Consider the following 1,076-nt stretch of genomic DNA (forward strand, 5'->3'; position numbering starts at 1 on the left):
TCGCATGCCGAGCGCGGTACGCAGCAGCAGGCCGCCGTCGTCGCGGTAGTCGATGGCGACGAGCAGGCGGTCTCCGCACTGCCGCACACGAAACGCGTAATGCCCGACGACGTCGCAGAAAGGCGATACGTGAAACGTCTTGCGGCACACGAGCACGGTGCCGCCGCCGATCGGCGCGTGGCACGGCGCGCTCAGCAGGTAACCGTGGTGCGCGCCGAATGTGTTGCGCACATCGGCATACAGCGCGCGGAGCCGGCCCGCACGGTCGTAGCAGTACCAGAAGCTCACCGGATTGAATGCGTGGCCGAACATGCGCGGAATCGTCTGCAGCCAGATCGGGCCATCGGCCGGAATGCCGGCTTCGGCGAGGCGGGCACGCATCCACGGTGCGAGCGGCTGGCCGTCGCGCGGGCCGTAGTCGCGCGACGCGAGGCCGAGCGGCCGCCAGCGATCGATGCCGAACCAGCGGCCGTCGATCTCGTGGAGCCGCTCGACGTCGCAGCAGACCTGGAAGAGCGGATACGTGAACGCGTGGCGCACGGGCCGCAGCCGTTCGTGCGTCACGTACCCGACGAGAAGCCGCGCGGCGCTGCCGTCGCGTGCGAACGGCGCGTTCATGACGTGGCCCAGGCCGGCTTCACGCCGAAATCGTCGACCACGCGCAATGCGGATTTCAGGCCGTCCTCGTGAAAGCCGTAGCCGGTCCACGCACCCGCGAACCAGGTGCGGCGGCGCCCCTGCAGCGCGGGCAGGCGTTGCTGGGCATCGACGGCGGCGAGATCGAGCAGCGGATGCTCGTAATCGTAGCGACCGAGCTGCGTGCCGGGCGCGGGCGCGTCGACCGGATTCAGCGTGACGACGACCGGCGTGCGGAATGGCAGCGGCTGCAGCTGGTTGATCAGGTAGCTGACGCACACGGGCGATGCACCGCCGGCGGCCGGCGCGGTACGGCGGCTCAGGTAGTTCCACGCCGACCAGACGCGCCGCCGGCGCGGCAGCAACGCCGTATCGGTATGCAGCACCGCGACGTTGTGCCGGTAGCGCACGGCGCCCAGCACGCCGCGCTCGGCGTCGCT

1 protein-coding gene and 1 pseudogene are annotated in these 1,076 nt (G+C 70.5%); both read right to left on the reverse strand.

Annotated features, from left to right (window positions below; genetic code table 11):
* Positions 1-618 (reverse strand): DUF1365 domain-containing protein (locus tag G3N93_RS40265; protein WP_206135552.1); only part of this gene is annotated, 618 nt, incomplete at its 3' end.
* Positions 615-1,076, reverse strand: a pseudogene (locus tag G3N93_RS40270) (NAD/FAD-binding protein); the annotation flags it as partial. The pseudogene G3N93_RS40270 and the gene G3N93_RS40265, both read right to left, overlap by 4 nt.

Origin of the sequence: Burkholderia sp. Se-20378, assembly GCF_017104665.1 — a bacterium.
GTDB lineage: Bacteria > Pseudomonadota > Gammaproteobacteria > Burkholderiales > Burkholderiaceae > Burkholderia > Burkholderia lata.